Annotated in this window: 17 protein-coding genes and 1 pseudogene; 4 read left to right on the forward strand and 14 right to left on the reverse strand. The window is 33.9% G+C overall.

From position 1 onward, the window contains the following. Positions 1-57 precede the first annotated feature (57 nt). The 3 genes from V5J73_RS02245 to V5J73_RS02255 form a co-directional block, all read right to left on the reverse strand. The gene (locus tag V5J73_RS02245) at positions 58-783 is read right to left on the reverse strand and encodes a hypothetical protein (RefSeq protein ID WP_338647314.1); all 726 of its coding nucleotides are present in this window, start codon (positions 781-783) and stop codon (positions 58-60) included. Positions 784-863: 80 nt separating this feature from the next. After that, positions 864-2,138, reverse strand: coding sequence for a HAMP domain-containing sensor histidine kinase (locus tag V5J73_RS02250; RefSeq protein ID WP_338647315.1), 1,275 nt, complete (start codon positions 2,136-2,138; stop codon positions 864-866). A 116-nt stretch (positions 2,139-2,254) separates the two neighbouring features. After that, positions 2,255-2,929, reverse strand: a complete 675-nt coding sequence (locus V5J73_RS02255) for a response regulator transcription factor (RefSeq protein ID WP_338647317.1) — start codon at positions 2,927-2,929, stop codon at positions 2,255-2,257. Between the two features lie 225 nt (positions 2,930-3,154). Here V5J73_RS02255 and V5J73_RS02260 point away from each other — a divergent pair, with 225 nt between their 5' ends. Continuing rightward, complete coding sequence (locus tag V5J73_RS02260; protein ID WP_338647318.1) at positions 3,155-4,798, forward strand: hypothetical protein; 1,644 nt, start codon at positions 3,155-3,157, stop codon at positions 4,796-4,798. A 38-nt stretch (positions 4,799-4,836) separates the two neighbouring features. Here the strand turns inward: V5J73_RS02260 and V5J73_RS02265 are convergent, their stop codons facing one another. Both V5J73_RS02265 and V5J73_RS02270 read right to left on the reverse strand, forming a co-directional pair. Then, complete coding sequence (locus V5J73_RS02265; protein ID WP_338647319.1) at positions 4,837-5,160, reverse strand: DUF6370 family protein; 324 nt, start codon at positions 5,158-5,160, stop codon at positions 4,837-4,839. 40 nt (positions 5,161-5,200) lie between these two features. Beyond that, entirely contained in the window at positions 5,201-5,563 is a 363-nt protein-coding gene (locus V5J73_RS02270; protein WP_338647320.1) for a DUF983 domain-containing protein, read from the reverse strand. A 92-nt stretch (positions 5,564-5,655) separates the two neighbouring features. Here V5J73_RS02270 and V5J73_RS02275 point away from each other — a divergent pair, with 92 nt between their 5' ends. Further along, the gene (locus V5J73_RS02275; protein WP_338647321.1) at positions 5,656-6,519 is read left to right on the forward strand and encodes an AraC family transcriptional regulator; all 864 of its coding nucleotides are present in this window, start codon (positions 5,656-5,658) and stop codon (positions 6,517-6,519) included. Positions 6,520-6,625: 106 nt separating this feature from the next. Here V5J73_RS02275 and purT read toward each other — a convergent pair. The 6 genes and pseudogenes from purT to V5J73_RS02305 form a co-directional block, all read right to left on the reverse strand. Next, positions 6,626-7,786, reverse strand: a pseudogene (gene purT, locus V5J73_RS02280) (formate-dependent phosphoribosylglycinamide formyltransferase). A gap of 62 nt (positions 7,787-7,848) precedes the next feature. Continuing rightward, positions 7,849-8,205, reverse strand: a complete 357-nt coding sequence (locus V5J73_RS02285) for a bleomycin resistance protein (RefSeq protein ID WP_338647322.1) — start codon at positions 8,203-8,205, stop codon at positions 7,849-7,851. Between the two features lie 159 nt (positions 8,206-8,364). Continuing rightward, complete coding sequence (locus V5J73_RS02290) at positions 8,365-8,841, reverse strand: hypothetical protein (protein ID WP_113665116.1); 477 nt, start codon at positions 8,839-8,841, stop codon at positions 8,365-8,367. After that, the gene (locus V5J73_RS02295) at positions 8,828-9,634 is read right to left on the reverse strand and encodes a hypothetical protein (protein ID WP_113665117.1); all 807 of its coding nucleotides are present in this window, start codon (positions 9,632-9,634) and stop codon (positions 8,828-8,830) included. The genes V5J73_RS02290 and V5J73_RS02295 overlap by 14 nt, the downstream gene beginning before the upstream one ends. A gap of 464 nt (positions 9,635-10,098) precedes the next feature. Next, positions 10,099-11,286, reverse strand: a complete 1,188-nt coding sequence (locus V5J73_RS02300) for a pyridoxal phosphate-dependent aminotransferase (RefSeq protein WP_338647323.1) — start codon at positions 11,284-11,286, stop codon at positions 10,099-10,101. 69 nt (positions 11,287-11,355) lie between these two features. After that, on the reverse strand, positions 11,356-12,450 hold the full coding sequence (locus V5J73_RS02305; protein WP_338647324.1) for a fatty acid desaturase family protein: 1,095 nt from the start codon (positions 12,448-12,450) through the stop codon (positions 11,356-11,358). Between the two features lie 106 nt (positions 12,451-12,556). Here V5J73_RS02305 and rsmG point away from each other — a divergent pair, with 106 nt between their 5' ends. After that, a complete protein-coding gene (rsmG, locus tag V5J73_RS02310) occupies positions 12,557-13,186 on the forward strand; it encodes a 16S rRNA (guanine(527)-N(7))-methyltransferase RsmG (RefSeq protein ID WP_338647325.1) in 630 nt (209 codons plus the stop codon). 135 nt (positions 13,187-13,321) lie between these two features. On the opposite strand, the gene pruA is transcribed toward rsmG, so the two are convergent. From pruA to V5J73_RS02325, 3 genes are all read right to left on the reverse strand, one after another. Further along, the gene (gene pruA / locus V5J73_RS02315) at positions 13,322-14,950 is read right to left on the reverse strand and encodes an L-glutamate gamma-semialdehyde dehydrogenase (RefSeq protein ID WP_338647327.1); all 1,629 of its coding nucleotides are present in this window, start codon (positions 14,948-14,950) and stop codon (positions 13,322-13,324) included. A gap of 289 nt (positions 14,951-15,239) precedes the next feature. Then, positions 15,240-15,626, reverse strand: coding sequence for a Co2+/Mg2+ efflux protein ApaG (gene apaG, locus V5J73_RS02320; RefSeq protein WP_338647329.1), 387 nt, complete (start codon positions 15,624-15,626; stop codon positions 15,240-15,242). 81 nt (positions 15,627-15,707) lie between these two features. Continuing rightward, the gene (locus V5J73_RS02325) at positions 15,708-16,973 is read right to left on the reverse strand and encodes a type IX secretion system plug protein (protein ID WP_338647332.1); all 1,266 of its coding nucleotides are present in this window, start codon (positions 16,971-16,973) and stop codon (positions 15,708-15,710) included. A gap of 167 nt (positions 16,974-17,140) precedes the next feature. Here V5J73_RS02325 and V5J73_RS02330 point away from each other — a divergent pair, with 167 nt between their 5' ends. Next, positions 17,141-19,951 (forward strand): M16 family metallopeptidase, encoded by a 2,811-nt coding sequence (locus tag V5J73_RS02330; RefSeq protein ID WP_338647333.1) that lies wholly within the window; start codon positions 17,141-17,143, stop codon positions 19,949-19,951. Positions 19,952-19,981: the final 30 nt, after the last annotated feature.

Genomic DNA, 19,981 nt, shown 5'->3' on the forward strand with positions numbered 1-19,981 from the left:
ATTTTCTTTTTTAATAGCATATATTTTGTTGTAAAATTGAAACAATCATTTTCTTTGTTAAGAAACCTCTTCATATAGGGAAAGAACGGGTAACCCTAATGTTTCGTTAAGTGCTTTCTTTTCTTTTTTAAGTCGTTTTAATTTTTTAGGTTTTCTAGTTTCAATCAAAATATCAATGTTGTTTTTTGATATGGCGTCAGCTAAAAGCGGATGTATTTCGTCACGTTTTCCCTCTTCATTTATCTTAGTTTCGCTAACGATTTTTAAAGAAAAAAGAGTGTTTATATACGCTTGAAGATCTTCGGTTTCTAGCATTGAATCTGAATTTTTAAGATACATTGCTTGGCTGAATGTTTCTTTATCTAAGGTCTCGTTTGTGTGTAAAATGGGGCATTTGCTATTAGAAATAATTTGTACACACATTGAATTAATTTTCTTTTTAGAAGATTTAAAAGAAGGTGTAACAATGGTTAATCCAATAGTAAAATGCTCCAGAATATTTTTGAAAAGTGGAGCCGAAATACCATATTGATGGTGGATTTTTAAGTTGCAATTGTTAGATTCTTGCGTTATTTCTCTGCATATCTCCAAAACATTTTCTTGGGTGGTAGTCAGTCCTTTATTGATGCCTCGTAATAAACTAGACGAAGAAAAGGTATCAGGAATATCTGCAAGTAACATCAATATGAGCTGGCTTGGAGTTCCATTAGATGATTTTATAGCCGTTTTTACCGCATTGATAGTGTCGTTTTGTAATGTCGATGGGATAAGGATATTTTTCATATGTATTAGATTTGATTTCTTTATACACACAAAATAAAAGCACCTAGCTTATGGTAACCTTAAATTAAAATTAGAATATTCTAAGAATTAACATTAGAATTTTTAATGTTGGTAGTTTTAAAAGTAATGTTTACAATTGTCCCTTTGTCAGGCTCTGATTGTATTTGAAGTTCTCCATTATGCATTCGGATGATTTTCATGGCAAGTGGAAGTCCCAATCCGTAACCATTATATTTGGATGCTTTTTTTCCTCGAAAAAAGGGCTCGTAAAGATGCGGAATATCTTCTGCAGGAATACCAATGCCAATATCAGTAATTGAAATTTTAATGATTGAATTGTTGACGGATAAAGTCACAAAGACGGTTTCGTTATCCGAATATTTTACACCATTGGCAATGATATTGTTCAACGAAAGTTCTAGTAAGGATTTGTTACAGGGAATTTCCAATAAACTCGGGTCACTTGGAAATTTCATGAACTTTATTGTGACTCTGTTATTGGGATAAATTTTATCAATATCAGATTTTACATCCATAAGGAGTTCATCAATTCGAACAACATCTAATAATTGTTTTTTTCCATCATAACCACTTTGCGTCAGTTTCAAGAGGCTTTCGGTAAGGTCACCGAGTCGGGATGCCTGGCTGTGAATATTCTCTAAAGATACAATGTAATCCGAAACATTTCTTTCTTTCAAAAGCATGATTTCGGCTTCTGCAATTATGGTTGTTACGGGTGTCTTTAGTTCATGTGACGCATTATTGATAAAATTTGCTTGTATTTCAAATGAAGTTTCCAGTCGGTCCAACATGTTGTTAAAAGTCTTTGTCAAATCGCCAATTTCATCTGAACTATTGGTTTCAGGAAGTCGGTTGTGGAGATTTGATGCGCTTATAATTTTTACTTCATCCGTAATTCGTGCTACTGGATTGATAACCCTTCGTGCTAGAAATCTACCTAGAAAGTAGGCCAATAATATAAAAGCTAATCCGCCAAAAAAGAGAATTTGAATGATATAAATGCTGCTAACATTTCCTCTGCGGTCTATTGCAGTAATGATTACAATATATTTTTGATTGGATTCTGTAAAAGTCTGGGCATAAAAATAACGGTTATTATCCTCAATCCAATTCGAACCATTCGCCATGACTTTCGAATAAAAGTCAGCTGGTAAATCAAGATTGGTGTTGTATTCAAAGGTATTTTTTCCGCTGACTTTTAAAACATAATTATTCTCATTAATTAGTTCTTCAAGTCCATTAGCTTTAAATTCTTTGAAATAACGAGTTTTTACAGGATCATTTTGATAATGAATAGACGCCACAATTTTAGCTCGATCTTGTAATCTTTTCAAAAAATGATATTGGTTGTTTTGTTTAAACAAGAAAAAAACCACCAAACTTAGTAAAAGTGTGCTCAGGGTGGAAAGCGCAATATAGGTAAAAGTAATTTTTTTCTTAATCTGCATTTTTATAGTTTCAGTACATAACCTAAACCTTTCATGGTGTGAATCAGTTTAGTTTCGTATGGTTTGTCAATTTTTTTTCTTAAATAATTAATATAAACATCAATTACATTAGTATTCATATCGAAATTAATATCCCACACATTGTCTAAAAGTTGTTCACGGGATAAAATAGATTCAGAGTTGATGGCTAGGTAATACAATAATTTAAATTCTTTAGCTGTCAATACAATGGAATCTCCATTTCTGGTCACAGATTTTGTTTTTGAATTGATTTGAAGATCAGCAATGCTTATGATTTCATTCGGTTTTTGTACTTGTCCGGCTCTTCTAGAAAGTGCATTAACTCTTGCATCAAGTTCTAAAAATTTAAACGGTTTTAATAAGTAATCATCGGCACCAGAATTCAATCCGTTGATTATATTTTCAGTACTTCCTAAAGCAGTTAAAAGTAAAATTGGAACAAAGTTTTCAGCAGCTCTCAAACGTCTACAAATTTCAATTCCATTAATGTCAGGTAACATTACATCTAATATCACCACATCAAAATTGTGATTCGAAAGCAAATCTAATGCAGTTGTACCATCAAGTGCAACACTTACTTCGTGGTTTTTTTCTGAAAATCCTTTACGGATAATAGACGAAAGATTTGGTTCATCTTCAACAATTAATAACTTCATTAGGATTACTCTTTTTACAAATCTAATGTTTAAACTTTTATTTTTTTTCCAAAACATAGGTGTTAAACTAATATTAACAAAACCTTATAATTTGTTGAAAGTTTCATTTTTCATTTTTAGATTTAAATAGAAGGAATCTTTTAGGCTTCAGTATTAAATTATTACGAACTTTTCCTGTAACATTTTTTATTTTTCGATTACTAATAAAATATAAAAATTAGCTTTATGAAAAAGATTTTCTCCATTGCTTTCTTACTCCTTTTTGGGTTGTTACTTTTTTACAGTAACCTGCCAGTGCTTCATTATGGCTTCACGGGTTTTGCTGTAATTTTATTGTTATTGGTGATTCTTGGGATTTTATTTTCTCTTGGTCTCTCGGTTTCACAACAAACTAAACAAGTTAAGATTGTTTCTAAGCCAAACAAGGTTTGGTATATTCTTGCAGCAATACTTTTAGTGTATTGCACGGCACTCCCTTTTGTAACCAGCCTTAAAATGTTCAGGAGTGATTCCTATCAAAAGTTAATAGGCGAAGTCAAAAACGGTCAAAAAATAACCAATCACATAGCTCCAATTTCTATTGATAAAATCCGTGTGGTCGATGAGGAGCTTGCACATCTTCTTGGCGAGAAAATTTTAGGTTCACAGCCTGCTTTGGGAAGTCAGGTAGAATTAGGTGATTTTTGCATCCAAAAAGTAAATAATGACTTGTACTGGGTTGCACCATTATTGCATTCGGGTTTTTTGAAATGGTTTAACAACCAAGAAGGAACTGCGGGATATGTTATGGTTTCTGCAACCAATGAACGTGATGTAAAATTAGTTCAGAGTATAGGAGGGAAGGATATCAAGATTAAATACCAGCAAGGCGCTTATTTTCAAAGCGACATTCACAGACACGTTTATTTTAACGGAAATGCTACGGTTGGTTTGGCTGATTTTAGTTTTGAGATTGATGATGCTGGAAATCCGTTTTGGATTGTTACTAAATATGGGAAAAAAATTGGATTCTCCGGAAAAGAAGCTACTGGAGTTATTGTGGTTGATGCCCAATCTGGTGTTATAAACGAATATTCAATTGCTAAAACACCAAAATGGATAGACCGTATTCAGCCTTTGGATTTCATCGAAGATCAGTTAAATGATTGGGGCGAATACATTCACGGATACTGGAATTTCTCTAATCAGGATAAACTCCAAATTACAGAAGGATTGACATTGGTTTACGGGAAAGACAATAAATCGTATTGGTATACTGGATTGACTTCGGTGGGGAAAGAAGAATCTGCCGTTGGTTTTGTTTTGGTGGATACCAGAACCAAAGAAACAACTTTTTATAAACAAGGTGGCGCAACAGAATATGCTGCCCAAAGCTCTGCCCAAGGAAAAGTTCAGGAAAAAGGATATAAGGCTTCTTTGCCAATTCCCTATAATATTAATAACATTCCCACGTATGTAATGACACTTAAAGATGATGGTGGACTGGTGAAAATGTTTGCAATGGTTGCTATTTCAGATTATACGATTGTTGGTGTGGGCAATACGATGCGAGAAACGTTGACTTCGTTTAAAAATGTGTATAATATGTCGGATAACAAAATAAACCCGAATAGTATTTCTACTAAAAAATCGCTAAAATCCGTAGTGACCCGAATCCAAAATGATGTCAAAAACGGGAATAGCTTTTATTATTTCAAAGTGAAAGATTATCCAAATATTTTTGTAGGTTCCTCTCAAATATCGAACCAATTGCCAGTTACAATTGTAGGAGACAGTATTGAAATTTCTTTTGATGTGGACTTAGAGGAAGTAATTGATGTCTCCAGTTTTGAGAATATTAATATAAAGGCAAGTATGAAATCAAAGTAATAAAAAAGGGCTTAAAGTATTTTCTTTAAGCCCTTTTTTTATTTTTTAGGTAATAGTTTAAAAGAAGTGGCTTTGAAGCGATTATCGACAACTTTTCCAACTACTTCTGCTTTTCGAATAGCTGCGCAAAAACCATCACTAGCATGTGCATCTCCGTGAGAATCGATGGAAGATCCGTCAACAAAATAGGATTTTCCATCAATGCGAACTGCTAATTCGCAACCGTGTCCTTCCATTCCAAACTGGCATTGTCCGCACGAGGCTTCGACAATTTGAGGCTTTGGTTCTTCTTTTTTCTCTTTATCCTGAGCGCTTGCAAGTGTCGCAGAGAATAAAATAGCTAAGTATAGTAACTTTTTCATAAAGATTTCAATTTTTACTTCAGCTAAGATACTGGTTTTTTTACATCGAATAATTTTTAAACATGTAAATCCACAATAATCTGGAAAGACGAATATTTATAGAAGCCATTGCAAGAATTACGACGGCAATAATCGGAATAATTCTTAAATCGAAAGTTTCTTTAAAGAAGAATTGAGCAATAACATAGGTAGCAATTCCTTGAGCCACTGTTAAACCATAATTTACATACATAGCTCCAAAAAAGTAACCAGGTTCTTTTTCGAATTTATAGTTACAGTGAGAGCAATATTCATTCATTTTAGGGAATCCAAAATTGAAAAAGATACTTTTTTCATTGAAAACTTTGCCTTTAAGACAATGAGGGCAATCATTATTCAAGATATGTACAATAGAATTTGACATCGTAATTATTTTTATCAAAGGTATTTCTTATTCATGTCATGGATGTTTTCTATATTCGCTAATTATAGCACAATAAAGACATTTTCGCCAAAATGAAAAAATATCCTATTTATAACATTCAACGGTTTAACTGTACTTCAGTGAATAGTGATTTGTATATTAATACCTTTAAAAATCACTTAATTGATCATAGTTTTGTTGAGGAACCACATAGGCATAATTCGTATGTGTTGGTTTTTTTTACTAAAGGCTCGGGAACACATGAAATTGATTTCGATATATTTACGATTCAGCCGGGAAGTATGTTTTTTCTGCAACCCGGACAAATGCATCATTGGAATTTATCTGATGACGTGGAAGGATTTGTAATTTTCTACTCTCAGGAAATGTATAATCTTTATTTTGGGCAAAAAACAATCGCCGACTATCCATTTTATTCTTCGGTGGACAATAAGCCTGAAATGGTTTTCAATGTATCCGAATTGAAAGCGATTCTGCCTTATTTTGAAAGTCTGATTGTAGAAATACAATCGAATCAGCTTTTGAAGCAAGATAAAATAATGAATTTGTTGGATATTATTCACATTGAAATTGCTAGAAAATATAGTGAAACACATTTGCACGAAGCACATTCGTATAATGTGAAAATTAAAAATTTCGAAGTACTTTTAGAGCATAATTTTAAAACAGAAAAGGCGCCTTTTTTCTACGCTTCACAACTTACTATTACTTTGAAACACTTGAACAGGATTTGTAATGAAATGTTGCAAAAAACCACAACCGAAGTGATTACAGCTAGAATTATCCTTGAAGCGAAACGCATGCTGATGGATAAAAAGTTTACTGTCAATGAAATTGCAACGGAATTAGGCTTTGATGATTATTCGTATTTCACCCGATTGTTTAAAAAAAACACAGGAATGACTCCGACAGATTTTCGTATTTCTAAAAAGTAATGGGGGATCAATGTCGTTTCCTTAAGACGTGTGTCAAGTCGAGCGCAGTCGAGACTAAGCGTTGAGTCTCGACTGCGCTCGACTTGACAATACTATCGATATTAAATTAAGAGTGCACGGTAACCAAACTGGCTGCTTTCTTCGCTTTTTCTACCACTTCTTCAATTGGAGTTTCTAAAGTATCATTGACTAAAGCCACAGCCATTCTTCTATACGGTCTTGAAGTTGGTTTGCCAAAGATTCTGAAATCCGTTTTTGGTAAGGAAGCAATATTTTCTATTCCGGAATAGGTTGGATTGGTTGAGTTTTCCGAAGCTAAAATTACAGCACTCGCTCCCGCTTTTTCTAATGTAATTTCGAAAATGGGCAAACTCAAAATGGCTCTTAAATGCAATTCGAATTCATTGAAGTTTTGTGTTCCCGCCAAAGTTACCATTCCGGTATCATGCGGACGAGGGGATAATTCCGAGAAATAAACACCATCATCAGCTAAGAAAAATTCTACGCCAAAAAGTCCTGCGCCACCCAAAGCTTCGGTAACTTTTTCGGCCATGTCTTGCGCTTCGTATAAATCCTTGTCGGATATTCTGGCGGGTTGCCAGCTTTCCTGATAATCGCCACGTTCTTGACGATGACCTATTGGCGCACAGAAAAGTGTTGGGTTATTATTTTGAACCACGGTTAATAATGTAATTTCCGAATTAAATTTGACGAAAGCTTCTACAATTACTTCTACGACATCGCCGCGGGAACCTTGCACAGCATAATTCCATGCTTTTTCGATATCAGCTTCGGTTTTAATGGTTGATTGTCCTTTTCCGGACGAAGACATTAAGGGTTTTACCACGCAGGGCATTCCAACGGCTTCAACTCCTTTTTGCAATTCCTCGGCAGTGGTGGCGTAGCGATACTTGGCAGTTTTTAAACCTAATTCTTTAGACGCTAAATCCCGGATTGCTTTCCTATTCATCGTGAAGTTTGCCGCTTTCGCAGAAGGAACTACGGTGATTCCTTGTTTCTAGTAATCATAAAAACGCTCGGTTCTAATGGCTTCGATTTCAGGAACGATGAAATCTGGTTTGTGTTTGGCGACGATTTTGTCTAACGCATCTCCGTCCAACATATTGATGACTTCAAAATCATGGGCAACTTGCATTGCCGGAGCATTTTCGTATCTGTCCACAGCGATTACGATTTGTCCGATGCGTTGTGCAGCGATTGTAAATTCTTTTCCTAATTCGCCTGATCCTAGAAGTAGTATTTTCATTTTTTTGAAGTCTTAATTAGAATGTAAAAATACTAAATTGCTTTTTTATGACTGCCTATTCGCTACAAACTTTGCCCGAAAGTCAATAGATTATTATCCGGATCCAATATCGAAAATTCTTTTTGTCCCCAAGGTTTGATTTCCAGAGGACCATTGGGATGAATGGCAACGCCGTTGTTCAAAAAGTTTTTATAAACGGTTTCGATATCCTGCACCCGAATGTAAACTCCTGAGTAATTTTCGACAGCATTAATGGTTGCAAACTCAAAAAAATGAATTTCAATGCTGTCTTTTTGTACCATCAAATACCCTTCAAAGTCTGCATTGCCCCATTCCTGAAAACCCAATTGGTTGATATAGAAATTCCGTGTAATCGTTTTGTTGCGCATGGGTAACTTTGGGTTGATGGCGGTTAGCATGATGGTTTAGGTTTTGATTAGTTCTATAAATCTAGTTTGATCACTTGTTTTATTGCTGTTGTTTGTGGTAATAAAAGAATTTTATTTGCAAAGTTGGTTTAGTGATTTCAATTCATAGCTAGTGCTATGCTCTTAACTCTAGCTTTTGATGGTATTGCTTTATTTAATTAATTTTCCGGATTTAATTACAAATTTTGAAAAGGTGTTAAATAAAATAACGAACGAAATTAGGGATAAAATTGAAAAATATAGTACAAAAGATTTTAAAATTGCCATTGTGGTAATTTCAGTTTCAAAAACTTTAAATATAGTTGGAATATATTTTTCAGGATATAAATTTAGTAAGACAATAAGACAAATAGTTGCTATAAAAAGTATCATAGATGTTTTAAACCTATCTACAAGTTCGTGAAGTAAAGTTTTAGAATTGTTTTTACTACTTTCTTGGTTATAAAGATTTTTTGAGAAAGGAGAAGTAGCAATAATTGATAATGCAGTGATTGAAAAACCTGTTGTTATTGATAAAAAAGTGGCAACAACTTCAAAAGCTTTATTATTCAAGTTAAAACTTATTGCAAAAAAGGATATTGCAAAAACTGAAATGAAAATTTTAAGTATTATTTTAAGTGTTTTCATTTTTTACTTTACTTATTAATATATTGTATACATCATCAGATGAAAACATTTCATCTTCATCAACTAGTGCCTCAATATCAATTTTTCGTGAAAAGCCTTCGGTATTAAAAAGCATTCCTAAATTATTTTCATCTTTACCTGAGATAACAATGCTTTTTAGTGAATTTTTTTGTTTAAATATTGATTTAACTTTGTCGATTAAATAATTATTTGTCAATCTATTATTATAACTTAAACTTAAAGTGGCAACACTAGCCTCATATCCATTGATCTCTTCAGATAAAATTTTGCTTAATAATCCTGAATCACTGAATAAATTCGGCACTGCAGAAATTTTTATATTATCAAGTGTTTTTAACATCTCGATGAATTGTGTTTCATCATAAATTTCTTTTATAACAATTGATGAAGTAGGGAAATATCTTTTAAATAATTCTATTAAGGCAGTCCTCTTTTTCGAATTACTAATCCATAGAAAGCTAGTTTTAAAATCAATGATTGCAAAAGTTTGTCTAGGTTCAACTTGATTTTTTTGTCTAGGATTTGGCTCTTCTTCGTTTGTATTAAAATTATAAACATTTGGATTTCTTGGTCCTACCATTCCTTCTCCAAAATTCATTTTCATGTAATTTTCTTCATATTCTATATTGAAAATTTGAACTTTACTATCATCATTGTTTGTATATGAACCCGTCGGAAGATTCTGTTGAAAATTATCAATATATAATCTTTCATCATTTAGATATAGAAAAACTCCGCTAAAAATTAAAGATTTCTTATTTGCTTTCTTCATATAATTTTTAAATTGTTATTTCTAAATTTATTGACTTCTTCCTTTTTTGTGTGTGCATTGTCGCTAGTTAACTTGCTGACAGGATTTATATCGTTATTAAAATCTACCTAAATTTTGCGGCTTTAGGTAGCCAAACGAAATTTAAGTTAATCTCTTAAAAGTATAAAATTAAAAATACAAATCATCAGAAATTTCATTGTTTTTTTGTTTGTGTTGAGAATTGTAAGGACTGCTCACGAGCAGTCCGTAACACATTAAAATAAACATGATTCTAGCAGGGTTTGCGTGAGGGAGTGAAGTGGAAATCCTTTATGTTTTTTCTTTAAAAATATAAAGATTGCAGCGGAAATCCCGACCCTTGTGGTCACGCCCAAAAACAAGAAAACCCCAAGAATGTCTTGAGGCTTTGATGGTATTGTAAGTTGGATTTTTGAGTTTCTAACTTTCGATTTTATGAGGTTTGACTATAGTGCCAAAGCATCTTTGATTCTTTTTAATGCTTCTTTCAAGATCTCGTCGCTGGTTGCATATGAGAAACGGATGCAGTCAGGATTTCCAAAAGCGTCACCTGTTACCGTTGCTACGTTAGCTTCGGCCAAAAGGTACATTGATAAATCCATTGCATTTTTGATTTCGGTTCCTTTCAAAGTTTTTCCGAAGAAAGAAGAAATGTCCGGGAATACGTAAAAAGCTCCTTCAGGAACGTTGATTTTTACGCCTGGAATTTCTTTTAATAATCCTACCACTAAATCTCTACGGCTATGGAAGGCATCAACCATGTGTTTCAATACACTTGGATCAGCATCTACTGCTGTAATAGTAGCGCGTTGTGCGATAGAATTTGCCCCTGAGGTTACTTGGCCTTGAATTTTTGTACATGCTTTTGCAATGAATTCTGGTGCGCCAATATATCCAATTCTCCATCCTGTCATGGCGAAAGCTTTAGCAACTCCATTTACGGTAATTGTTCTTTCTAACATTCCCGGGATAGATGCGATGCTGCAAAAAGTCCCTGAGAAATTGATGTGCTCATAGATTTCATCAGCTACAATATATACATGCGGATATTTCTCCAAAACTTTGGCTAATGCCGTCAATTCTTCTCTGTTGTACACCGATCCACTTGGATTACAAGGAGAACTGAACCACATCATTTTTGTTTTAGGTGTAATCGCTGCTTCTAATTGTTCAGGTGTGATTTTGAAATCAGTATCTACAGATGTAGGAACTTCTACAGGGACTCCACCGGATAATTTCACGATTTCGAAATATGAAACCCAGTAAGGTGCCGGTAAAATTACTTCGTCACCGTCGTTTAGCATTACTTGTGCAATGTTGTATAAGGACTGTTTTGCTCCAGTTGAAACTACAATTTGAGACGGTTTGTACTCTAAATTATTGTCTCTTTTGAATTTTCTGCAGATGGCTTCTTTTAATTCAGCATATCCTTCTACCGGAGAATAAGTACTGTAATTTTCGTCAATCGCTTTTTTCGCTGCTTCTTTGATGAAATCAGGCGTATTAAAGTCAGGTTCGCCTAAACTTAAGCTGATAATGTCTTTTCCTTGTGCTTTTAATTCTCTGGCTAAAGCAGCCATTGCTAGTGTTTGTGATGTTGCTAGATTGTTAATTCTATCGGATAATGGATTCATTGTAATAGGTTGTAGTTAGTTTATTAATTAGTAGAGATGCACCGCAGTGCATCTCTTGGTGTTATATGACTATGTAAGTTCCGGTTTCATTCCCAATTCTTTCAAATGCTTGAAATGAGCAATAACAGCACTTCGCATTGTTTTGTATTCATAATACGGCAAGTTGCATTCCTGCGCAGTTTCTTTTACGATACTGGCAATTTTACCATAATGTACGTGACTGATATTTGGAAAAATATGGTGCTCAATTTGGTGATTTAATCCGCCAGTGTACCAGTTTACGATTGCGTTTTTTGGAGCAAAATTAGTAGTGGTAAATAATTGGTGTATCGCCCAAGTATTGTCCATTTCACCTAATTCATTTGGAGATGGATTAATTGTTTCTTCTACAACGTGTGCTAATTGGAACACAACGCTTAATATTAAACCAGCTGTGTAATGCATCACGAAGAAACCAATAAGCACTTTCCACCATGTAATTCCAATAACGATTGGTAAAACAATCCAGATAGAAACATAAATTATTTTTGTAATAATTAAGGTAGTCCAAAGTGTTTTTGGGCTTTTTGCTTCTCCGTACGATAATTTTCTTTTCAAGTAGCTTCTCATCTGTTTGAAATCAGTTGTGATGGCCCAGTTGAACGTTAGTAATCCGTATAGAAAAACAGAATAATATTGTTGAAAACGGTGAAAATTATACCATTTTGCTTCTTTAGTAAAACGTATAACACGTCCAGCATCTAAATCCTCATCGTGACCAGGAATGTTCGTATAGGTATGATGTAAAACATTGTGTTGCACTTGCCAGTTGTATACATTTCCTGCCAAAACATAAATAGTTCCACCCATGAATTTGTTGACCCAGGTTTTATTAGAATACGATCCGTGATTTCCATCGTGCATCACATTCATTCCGACACCAGCCATTCCAATTCCCATAACGATGGCTAACAGAAGATGTGCCCAAAATGGCATTCCAAGTGTTAGAATTAAAAAATAAGGTGCAAGAAAAACGGAGAAGAGAATTATAGTTTTCAAATAGAGTTTCCAGTTTCCAGTTTTTTGAATGTTGTTTTCTTTGAAGTAATTGTTAACCCGTGAGTTAAGTGTTCTAAAAAACTTTAGGCTATCTTGCTTAGCAAATGTTGGCGCATTATTATTCATATATTTTCAATAAAGTTCAAAGGTAATTATTATAAATTTTTCGATATACAAAATTGAGATAAAAATTTTAACTGTAAAGTATTACTTTTGTTAAAAAAAATAATAGATGGACGAGATTCTTAAGTATTTTCCTAATTTAACTGACATTCAGAAAGAACAGTTCGAAAAATTAGATTTTTTATACCATGATTGGAATGAAAAAATCAATGTTATTTCGAGAAAAGATATTGACGCATTGTACACCAAACATATTCTGCATTCCTTGGGAATAGCTAAAATTATAAAATTCGAACCGGGAACTTATGTTTTAGATGTTGGGACTGGAGGTGGTTTTCCAGGAATTCCATTGGCGATTCTTTTTCCAGAAACACGTTTTTATTTGATTGATGTCATTGCAAAAAAAATAAAAGTGGTTCAGGCTGTTGCCGAAGGATTGGAATTGAAAAATGTAAAAGCAGAGCAAATACGTGCCGAAAATGTAAAAGGTGATTTCGATTTTATCGTCAGTCGTGCCGTAACTAATATGCCAGATTTTGTTTCTTGGGTAAAAACCAAAATCAAAAAGAACAACAAACACGAATTGAAAAACGGAATTTTGTATCTAAAAGGAGGCGATTTAACCGAAGAATTAAAGGATTTCCCAAAGGCGACGGAATATAATCTAGCTGATTTCTTCGAAGATGAATTCTTTGAAACTAAGAAAGTGGTGCATTTGCCGTTGAAGTTTCAATCGTAATCATAAGGTTGAAAGTCATATAGCCGAAAAATAAAAGCGGGTAAAAAAATACAAAAAGCCGAATCTAATTTTAGATTCGGCTTTTATATTTACAAAGTCCGTTAAGACTTTTGACTTTCAAACTTTAGGACTGATTTATTCTCCTAAAAACGGATATCTGTAATCAACCGGAGTAATAAAAGTTTCTTTGATGGTTCTTGGCGAAGCCCAACGTAATAAGTTCAATGCTGAACCTGCTTTATCGTTAGTTCCTGATGCTCTTGCGCCACCAAAAGGTTGCATTCCTACAACAGCTCCCGTTGGTTTATCATTGATGTAGAAATTACCGGCCGCATTTTGCAATTTGGTAGTCGCTTGCTCAATTGCATAACGATCTTGGCTGAAAACTGCACCTGTTAATGCATATTCTGAAGTGGTATCAACTAGTTCTAATGTTTCTTCCCATTGGTCGTCTTCGTAAACGAAAATCGTCATTACAGGTCCGAACAATTCCGTTTCCATGGTTGAGTAATGAGGATTTGTGGTTACGATAATCGTTGGTTCAATAAAATAACCAACAGATTTGTCATAATTTCCTCCAACGATAATTTCGGCATCGGCATCTTTTTTAGCTTGGTCAATAAAACCAGCCAATTTGTCGAAAGAACCTTCGTGAATAACCGCAGTAATAAAGTTTCCGAAATCTTCAGGAGAACCCATTTTCATCGATTTTGTATCGGTGATTAATTGCTCTTTTATAGCTGGCCACAAACTTTGTGGAACATAAGCTCTTGAAGCTGCAGAACATTTTTGACCTTGAAATTCAAATGCACCACGAACAATTCCTGTTGCTACTTGTTTTGGATTCGAACTTGGATGAGCGATGATAAAATCTTTTCCTCCAGTTTCACCAACAATTCTTGGGTAAGTTTTGTAATGGTGAATGTTTGTTCCAATTTTTGCCCAGATATCTTTAAATACGTGAGTTGAACCTGTAAAGTGAATTCCAGCGAAATCACGGCTTGCTAAAACAGTATCCGTAATCATCAAAGCATCTCCAAAAACAACGTTGATAACGCCATCAGGAACTCCTGCTTCTTTGAAAACTTCAATGATGATTTGTGCAGAGAAAACTTGGCTGTCGCTTGGTTTCCAAATCACAACATTTCCCATCATAGCAGCACTTGCAGGAAGATTTCCGGCAATAGCAGTAAAGTTGAACGGTGTAATCGCGTACACAAAACCTTCAAGAGGTCTGTACTCTAAACGGTTCCACATATCCGAATTTGATTTAGGCTGATCGTTGTAAATTTGGGTCATAAATTCTACGTTGAAACGTAAAAAATCGATAAATTCACAGGAAGCATCAATTTCGGCTTGGTGTATGTTTTTTGATTGCGCAATCATTGTTGCGGCATTTATTCTTGCTCTGTATGGACCAGCGATTAATTCAGCTGCTTTTAGGAAGATAGCTGCTCTTTGTTCCCAAGCCATATTTGCCCATGCAGTTTTCGCTTCTAATGCGTTTGCAATCGCTTTTTCAACATGAGATTTTTCGGCTAAATGATACGTTCCTACGACATGTTTATGGTCGTGAGGCGCAGTCATGTTTTTTGTGTTTCCAGTTCTAATTTCTTCGCTTCCGATATATAAAGGTACATCGATTGTTGAATTCCACATTTTTGTGTAAGCTGCTTGTACAGCTGCTTTTTCTGGTGAATTTGGTGCGTATCCTTTTACTGGTTCGTTTACCGCTTTTGGTACATGAAAAAATCCTTTTAACATATTTGTAAAATTATAAAATTAGAAATGGTTTAGTATGTTTTGAAATATTACACAAAAGTACGAAGGATTGTTTGAAAAAAGACAATTTTTGAAGTAAACTAAGAGGGATGTGTATTGAAGTTGTGTAATAGCCCAGATAGAAATGGAAAGCTTTTTGTGATCTCGTTATATTTTTTCTTGCAGAATAAGAGCGACTTTAGAAGCTCCTTATTGTGCTTAGAAAAAAATAAAGGAGAGGGCAAAAACTTGAAATGTATAGCTGGATAAGCTCCTTGAGGAAAAAGTAATTTTAATTTAAAGCAAAAGGGGCACATAACCTAAAAGTAGGCACGATAACTTTGAAATTCTTTGTGGAGGTGAAGTTAATCATATTGAAATATCCTTTCATTGCGCCATAAGGGGATGAAAGTAAACAGCCAGAGCTATAGGTGTGAAATTCGCCTGGTTTTAGAACAGGTTTTTTCCCAATTACTCCTTCTCCGTCAACAATCTCGATATCATTTAGGGAATCGATGATTTCCCAATGGCGAGAAATCAATTGAACAGAGTCTTTACTGTGATTTTCAATTGTAATTACATAACTAAAAGCAAAGTGAATCTTGTAGTTTTTGAAGTACGTTCCTTCAAAACTAGTCAAAACGGAAATTTTTATGCCTCTTGTTATTTGAGAAACCATGATTAAATGGATGAATATGTGTTTATTATTGACAAATTTACAAAAAATGAACTCGTTTTACTAAATTTTTGAAAAGTTTTTTTAGTTGGTGATGTTTATTGAATTAGCTACTCCTTTTCCAACAACTCTATCGTATCGTTCTGTATTTTCTCGGTAATAAACTAATATAGTATAGTCATTTTCCGTTTGATAAAAATTCCCGTCAATTGCATTTTCATAGTCAATAATTCCTTTGTCATCAGCCACAATGTATTGATAGTTTGTAAATCCTTGTTTTACTAAAACGGCTTTTTCATAAAGGTCCTTTTGAGAATTATAATCCATTTTGTATTCTGGTGTGAAATTGTAGTTATTAAACATTCCACCTATATAAATATTTTTTTTAAGTCTGAAAGTAGGGGCAGAAAGGCTGAAATAAATCCAAACATAATCCGCTTCAATTTCGGGATTAGTGGAGTTTATGTTATTAACAACAAAATCACCATTGACATCTTGAGTAAAGGAGTAAGGGAAATTTGTTCGTGCGGCATTGGTGTACAGATAAGAACCGTAAATAGCGGTATTAGAATCTATTTTTGCTATGTTGTTTGCTGCAGAACGTATGTCTTTGTTTTCAAAAAACAAAAATTCATTGCCAGCCCAAAACTGTGTTTCGGTGTCGTATTTATAGATTAAATCATTCCCAATGGTGTATTGTGGGAGGATACCTTTTATGGCGGTGTTAAATTGTCCGTTTTGAAGAAGCACCACTCTAACGTTTTTCATAGGATTTTGAAACGTTATTAGGCTTGATTTTACAGTGAATTCTAAATTGTGTTTCAGTTCTATATTGCTTGTGGTTCGTGCTCGTTTTACCTGCATGGGAACTGTAACCTGATCTTCAAATAAAATAAATTTTCTTGAAAATACAACTTCTTTGTTTTCATCTAAAACTTTAATGATGTAATTCCCGCTGATTCGCAACTGTTGTGTAAACTGATTGGGAATTGATAATTTGTAGTGGGAATAGATTTGTAATGTATTAAAGGAGTTAGTGTAATCCTGAATTCTTTGGTTGTCAAAACCTTGTAGGTATTCGTTTTTTGGTATTTGAGTTGGTACCCAGTTGTAGTCACAATGAATTATTTCGTAATAATAATTTGCTTCGTTGCCAAAGAGGTCGTCAAACTGCAGTTGAAATCCTTCTCCTAATTTGAAAATTGGAATGACATTTCGATCACTTTGTAAAAAAGAAATTGTTTTGATATTGTAAGGCGCGGTTATTTCTTTTTCTACTTGTGCAGAGGTAGAATTGACCGTGAAAATCAAAAGAAAAAAGGCAACTATTTTAAAAAAAGTTTTTGTCATTTTACAGCGCTTAAGATTTTGTAAATATAAGGAATACTCTTCGTTTTTATCGGATAATGCTTTTCAAAGCGTAAATATATTTTGTATGTAATTTCTGTTAATTAAAATATAATATTGTCAAATATTAGTAGTAATCGTATTATTTTTACTTCAAATAAACAAAACCTATGAAAAAAATCAACAATTTAGTATTCGGAATCATGCTGTTTCCATTAGCTGTTTTTGCACAGCAAATGGATTATTCAAAAGCAATTCCTTTTGATCCAAGTGTAAAAACAGGGAAGCTTGAAAATGGCTTGACCTATTACATCAAGAAAAATGCCAAACCAGAGAATAAAGTAGATCTTAGGTTGGTAGTTAATGCTGGTTCTATCCTTGAGGAGGATGACCAACAAGGATTGGCTCACTTTATGGAGCATATGTGTTTTAATGGAACGAAGCGTTTTCCTAAAAATCAATTAGTTGATTATTTGCAAAGTATTGGTGTAAAGTTTGGACAACATTTAAATGCTTATACAAGTTTTGATGAAACGGTTTATTTTTTACCTATTCCTTCTGATAGCCCTGAAAAATTAGAAAAAGGATTTCAAATTATCGAGGATTGGGCTTTTAATACGGTATTGACACCAGAAGAAATCGATAAAGAAAGAGGCGTTGTTCTAGAAGAATATAGATTGGGTTTAGGTGCTCAAAAAAGGATGTTGGGACGTTATATTTCAAAGATGATGCATGAATCACATTATGCGGAGCGTTTGCCAATAGGTCAAAAAGAGATTTTAGAAAAATTCAAACACCAATCGTTAATTAATTTCTACAAAGATTGGTATCGTCCTAATTTGATGAGTGTAATTGTTGTTGGAGATATTGATGTTGCCGAAATGGAGAAGAAAATTATTTCTCATTTTTCAGGTTATAAAAATCCAGCAAAAGAAAAGCCAAGAAAATTTTACGATGTTCCTAATCACAAGGAAACTTTTGTAGCTGTTGAAAGTGATAAAGAAGCATCTAGTGCTCAAGTACAATTGATTTATAAAGATTATGCAGCTCCAAAACCAATTGTAAATTTAGGAGATTTCAAAAATTACATTGTTGAGGGATTGTTTTCTACGCTTTTAAATACGCGATTAGATGAACTAACCAATTCAGCAACTCCGCCATTTACCTATGGATATTCGTATTATGGTGGTACTTTTGCAAGAAATAAAAAAGCATATCAATCTGTGGCAATGTCTCAAGAAGATAAGCAATTGAGTGCCTTGAAAGTATTGGTGACTGAAAATGAAAGAGCTAAGAAATTTGGATTTACGCAAGGGGAATTAGATCGTTCAAAGTTAGATTTCTTGGCTTCTATTGAAAAAGCATACAACGACAGAGAAAAGACGAATTCAGTTAATTTTGTGGGAGAATACCAAGCTAATTTTTTAGAGAAAGAACCAGTTCCTGGAATTGAATGGACGTATCAAACGATGAAACAAGTAATGCCTTTGATTACTTTAGCCGATGTAAATAGTTTGATTAAAGATTATGTAAAAGAAGACAATCGTGTCATTATTCTTACTGGTCCAGAAAAAGAAGGTTTAAAAAAAGCGACAGAACAGCAAGTTCTTGATGCTTTAAAAGTAAATGTAGACGACCTTAAACCTTATGAAGATGCCGCGGTGGCAACAAGTTTAATACGAAACGAAGTAAAACCGGGTACTATTGTTACACGTGAGAACAATGCTAAAATTGGTACAAAGACGCTAGTCTTATCTAATGGTGTGAAAGTGACGTATAAGAATACTGATTTCAAAAATGATGAGGTTCTTTTTGAGGCAGTCAGTCTAGGAGGAACTAATTTGTACTCTAACGAGGATTTGAAAAAAGTTCAATTTGCTAATGGCGCTTTGGCAGAAGCTGGATTTTCAGGATTAAAATTGAATGATATTAATAAATTCATGACGGGTAAAATAGCACGAGTAAGTCCTTATATTGGGACTGCTACTGAAGGTTTGAGAGGAAATGCTACGCCTAAGGATTTAGAATATTTATTCCAAATGACGCATGCTTATTTCACTGACTTAAATATGGATGTTACTGCTTTTGAAGGCTACAAGCAAAAACAATCTGCTTTCTTTAATAATATGGCTTCAACTCCTAATTTTTATTTTCAGCAAGAGTTTTATTCGTATTTAAATAAAGAAAATCCAAGATTTAACGGGTTGATTCCTAATGAAAAAACATGGGGAGAAACGGATTATGCATTAGCATACAAGAAATACAAAGAGCGTTTTGCTAATGCTGCTGATTTTGAGTTTTACTTTGTAGGTAACATAGATGATAAAACTATGGAAGCCTATGCGGTTAAATATTTAGCCTCGTTGCCAGCTACGGACAAAAAAGAAAAAGCTGTAGATTTAGGATACAGAATGCTAAAAGGAGACTTGAAAAAAGTGGTTAATAAAGGAACAGATCCTAAAAGTAATGTGACTATCATGTATTATGGAGATGCGAAGTATTCCGCTAAAGATGCGATGAGCATGCAAGCATTAGGGGAAGTTTTGACTATAAAACTGATCGAGCAATTACGTGAAAACGAAAGCGGTGTTTATGGTGTTTCTGCAAGAGGAAGCATGAATAAAGTTCCAAGTGGATCGTACAACTTTACGATAGGTTTCCCATGCGGACCAGATAATGCTGAAAAATTGACTGCTTCTGCTTTGAAAGAACTTCAAAACATTATTGATAAAGGACCAGATGAAAAAGATGTGGCTAAATTTAAAGAAGGGGAATTAGCTGATTTTAGAAAAGACAGTAAAGAAAACAGATACTGGTTGTCTAATTTCACAAGATCGTATACCAATGGAAGTAGTGCTGAAGAGGTATTGAAGTTTGAAGAAACTGTAAATGCAGTAACGGCTAAGGATATTCAAGACATTGCCAAAAAATACCTTACTAAAGATAAAGTAATTGGAATGTTGATGCCGGAGAAAAAATAAACCGACTCCTAATAAATTAAAAACCTGCTA

Origin of the sequence: Flavobacterium sp. KS-LB2, from assembly GCF_036895565.1 — a bacterium.
Classification (GTDB): Bacteria; Bacteroidota; Bacteroidia; order Flavobacteriales; family Flavobacteriaceae; genus Flavobacterium.